General features: G+C 42.4%; 4 protein-coding genes. 2 read left to right on the top strand and 2 right to left on the bottom strand.

The window, feature by feature from the left end:
- Positions 1-139: 139 nt before the first annotated feature.
- Complete coding sequence (locus F6K63_RS36455; protein WP_287255450.1) at positions 140-880, bottom strand: 50S ribosomal protein L11 methyltransferase; 741 nt, start codon at positions 878-880, stop codon at positions 140-142.
- 242 nt (positions 881-1,122) lie between these two features.
- On the opposite strand from F6K63_RS36455, the gene F6K63_RS36450 reads away from it, so the two are divergent.
- Together F6K63_RS36450 and F6K63_RS36445 are read left to right on the top strand one after the other, a co-directional pair.
- Entirely contained in the window at positions 1,123-1,392 is a 270-nt protein-coding gene (locus F6K63_RS36450) for a transposase family protein (protein ID WP_287255448.1), read from the top strand.
- 576 nt (positions 1,393-1,968) lie between these two features.
- Positions 1,969-2,298, top strand: a complete 330-nt coding sequence (locus tag F6K63_RS36445) for a hypothetical protein (RefSeq protein ID WP_287255447.1) — start codon at positions 1,969-1,971, stop codon at positions 2,296-2,298.
- An 88-nt stretch (positions 2,299-2,386) separates the two neighbouring features.
- On the opposite strand, the gene F6K63_RS36440 is transcribed toward F6K63_RS36445, so the two are convergent.
- The gene (locus F6K63_RS36440; RefSeq protein ID WP_287314955.1) at positions 2,387-3,349 is read right to left on the bottom strand and encodes a DMT family transporter; all 963 of its coding nucleotides are present in this window, start codon (positions 3,347-3,349) and stop codon (positions 2,387-2,389) included.
- Between the last annotated feature and the right edge of the window lie 204 nt (positions 3,350-3,553).

Genomic DNA, 3,553 nt, shown 5'->3' with positions numbered 1-3,553 from the left:
TCCATGAAATTTGCTTTGAGTTTGGGACCTTAAGCTTCTCATGGAATCCCCCTGTCATGCTATCCCTGTCTTATTATTGAGACTCTATACCTACCAGTACTTTCAAGACTTCTCTGCACCACTAAGGGTTTACAGAATGCTATCGATAATGCTTTGATTTTTTTGTCCTAACCAACTCTTTCTCTGCTATAGCTTGAAACAGGTAAACCCACTCAAAAATAACCCCATTCTCGACATAAATGCGGTTAGCATTTAGTAGTTGTTGAAAGTATTGTGGATAAAGCTCAAAGTAGCGATGTTGCTTACACTTGATGACTTGACTCATTGGTTCGTCATACGCATAGCCAATTTGGGACATTAACGCCATTGTTGTCTCAGGACTAATCCGGGAGGACTGGGTAAATTGTATTCTGCCTTCAGGTATTAACCAATGGGGAGCTTGGTGAAGCATGGCATCAATCAAATCTCTGCCATCCTCTCCAGCACGACTATACAAGGGGATGTTATCCCATGCGGGTGTTGCCGGCAAATTAGCCACCATCAAATCAAAACGAGTGTCGGTAGGGATAGCCTCAAACAGGTTACTCTTCAAGGCAATAACCTGTTCTGAAACATCATTTAATTCTGCATTATACTGAGTCGCTGCAATGTAGTCTTCATGGATATCAACAGCATAAACCGTTTCAAAGTCTTGTTTCGCTAAAGCAATAGCTAATATGCCCGTACCACATCCTAAATCTAAGGCTGTTTTTCCCGTACTGTTTAACTGGTTTAGCAAGAACTGCGTATAACCCTCGGAGGGTTCTGCCATATTGGGAAAAATCTTAATTTTGATGGTTGTATTTTTAATCTTAAAGGACTTATATTGTTCTGTGTCCATTGTATGATTATATTTTAAAATTTCAACAAAGACTGATTGAGCAAACATTCCCTACCCTACAAAGGCAGGGAACCTTGCTTCAATAACTTGTCATAACGAGTGCTGATTTGCACTAACCAAGCTGTGGATCAAATTTTATCATGATTATCAACAACCTTCAGCACAATAGCAGGGCTATTTCATTCTCATGAAAGCTAATAAATGCTAGGCTTACAAGTTAGCTGAGAGTTTCATGAGTGACCATGCGTTTGTCTGCCCAATCTGCCCCTGCTGTCTCAGTTCCTAGCCTCGTCCCAGAGGAGTCACCCCCTCAGGGCATCGAGATTCTAGAAGCCAATGCCCTCATCCCAGATGTACGCAAGGTTTCTGGGAAACGGCATCAAGTAGCTCTGTGTTTAGCCCTGTTTACCTTGGCCATTGCAGCTGGAAACCGAGGTTTTCTAGCCATTGGGGACTGGCTCAACAGCTATCGAGACGAATTGCCCCCCGCTATTCAAACCCCCGTTGGGTAGGATTCCTTCCTACAGTACGATTCGCCGTGTCCTGGTCACCCAAGAAGACCACCAGTACTCTGGGGCCCTGGCTCGCTTCTTTGGCATTGAACCCAAGCCCTTGAGAAACCTTAGCTGTAGATGGTAAAGTCTTACGGGGCTCATACCAACTAGAGAGTGATAATCCTGGTTCTCCACCTCACCGAGCGATTATGCTGGTTAGTGCTTATCTGGTTGAGCGGGGTCTGATTCTCGAACCCGATCAGGTGGATAGCAAAACAAACGTGCGTCAAAGCCAAACCGCGAGTTTATTACACAACTGGCTGTCAAGGGTGTGGTGTTCGCCTTTGATGCGATTAGCACTCAAAAAAAACGGCTCAGTTGATCAAAAAGGTGTGAAAATCACTACCTAGGTGCCCTTAAAGGCAATCAGGGCAACCTATTCAAAAGCGTCAAAGCCCACTTTGTTCCTCAACAAAGTCATACTGAAGTAAGTATTGGGCATGGACGCATCGAAAAGCGCTCCGGCACGCATATGCACACAACTCGAACACATCTTGTCCTGGCCAGGGTTAAAAACACTAATCCGAGTGGAGAGTGTTCGACAATTCAAAAAGGGGAAACAACACCAGCTGGAAACCGAAACACGCTACTATGTGGCTTCTTTCATCGAGTCTGCGGAATCCTTTGCCCAACGTATTCGGGGGTATTGGGGGGGTAGAAAACAAAGTCCATTATGTGCGAGATGTCACTCAGGAAGAAGATGCTTCTCGCATTCGCATGCATCAGTTACCTCAAATCTTTGCAGTTGCTCGTAATTTTGCGCTGAATATCTATCGCTCCAATGGCTTCTCCAATATGGCTCAAGCACAGCGATACTGCCAATTTGGACTAGACACACTCAAGCGCATTTTTAGAATGAAATAGCCCTGGCACAATAGCATCAGCTCCAATATAGCTCACAGGACTTAATTCTTTTTTAAGATGCGTTACAATTGGAATTTGTTTTGCTTTATTAGTTCTTCTCCATGGGCTTTAGAGTCGATAGACTAGATTTAGCTAAATATATACCCAGTAAAACCACAGCAAAACCGAACCAATTGAATACACTAATCTTTTCTGAGAAGACGAACCAAGCTGCCATAGTAGCAAAAACGACTTCCAGGGGAACGACCAGAGAAATGAACCCTGAAGATAGTCTTTTCAGGCTATAAACTAACAGTCCTTGACCTAGACATTGACAAACAATCGCTTGGGCAATAACGGCCAGCCATCCTATGACTGAATAAGGAAAGTATCCATCTTGAGTCAACAGGAAAATTGGTAAGATTAAGAGCGTTCCAATCCCGCAACGCCATAACATGATTGTTGTGGTGCTAAACCGGCTTCGGAGTTGCTCCACAATCAACAAGAAAACACTAATACCCAATGCAGACATTAAGGCTTCTATGTCACCTTGCAAGTGACTCAGGGAAATTTTTACATCTTCTAGTCCAATCGTAATAATTCCTGCAATAGCCACTACCATTCCAATTAAGAATTTTCTGTCATAGCGTTGACCAAAGAGTATCCATCCTAACAGGGGTGTGAACATTGCATTGAAATTACGCATTAAAGTCGCATTAGCAACATTAGTCTGTGCCAGAGACCAATTCCACATTAGTAAGCTGACAGAGGCAACGGTAGCAGCACTCAACAATAGTCCTATTCTTCCTAGGGTATAGGTTTTTTGTTTTTGACTTTTGCTATTCTCAGGGTAGGTACTTATAGAATTAATACCATTCAATAATCCAAAGGCTAAAGTTGCAATCCAAAGACGATTAAATGCTATGGCAATGGATCCAATTTCTCGTTGACTTAATCGAATAAATAATCCTGCCATCGATAAGGAGACAACTGCTAGAATCAACGCGAAAAAAGCAAGTGTTGTTGTTGTGATTTCTGATTTCTGTTGGGGTTTTTCTAATGGATTACTCATTGAATTTTCAGAAATAATAAATACAAAATACAATGGTTAATTTAAGCTGTAATAACCGTATTTTCTGTATCAATGACCCTGGTTGACTGACAAAACTTAATGAAAAGCATAATCGTAGGTTTTTACCTTAAATTCGAGTCGATAGTACCTTTTCTGATGTTGTTTGCGGGAGGCCATGGCTGGGTCAGGGTCGTAATTAGAGGT

It is taken from the genome of Moorena sp. SIO1G6 (assembly GCF_010672795.1).
In the GTDB taxonomy this organism is placed as follows: domain Bacteria; phylum Cyanobacteriota; class Cyanobacteriia; order Cyanobacteriales; family Coleofasciculaceae; genus Moorena; species Moorena producens.
The sequence above is the reverse complement of the archived record's forward strand: the minus strand, read 5'-3'. Positions and strand labels throughout refer to the sequence as shown.

Excerpts from the sequence above, each read along its gene's own strand:
- F6K63_RS36455 (WP_287255450.1), bottom strand. The coding sequence starts at position 880 with ATGGACACAGAACAATATAAGTCCTTTAAGATTAAAAATACAACCATC.
- F6K63_RS36440 (WP_287314955.1), bottom strand. The coding sequence starts at position 3,349 with ATGAGTAATCCATTAGAAAAACCCCAACAGAAATCAGAAATCACAACA.
- F6K63_RS36450 (WP_287255448.1), top strand. The coding sequence starts at position 1,123 with ATGCGTTTGTCTGCCCAATCTGCCCCTGCTGTCTCAGTTCCTAGCCTC.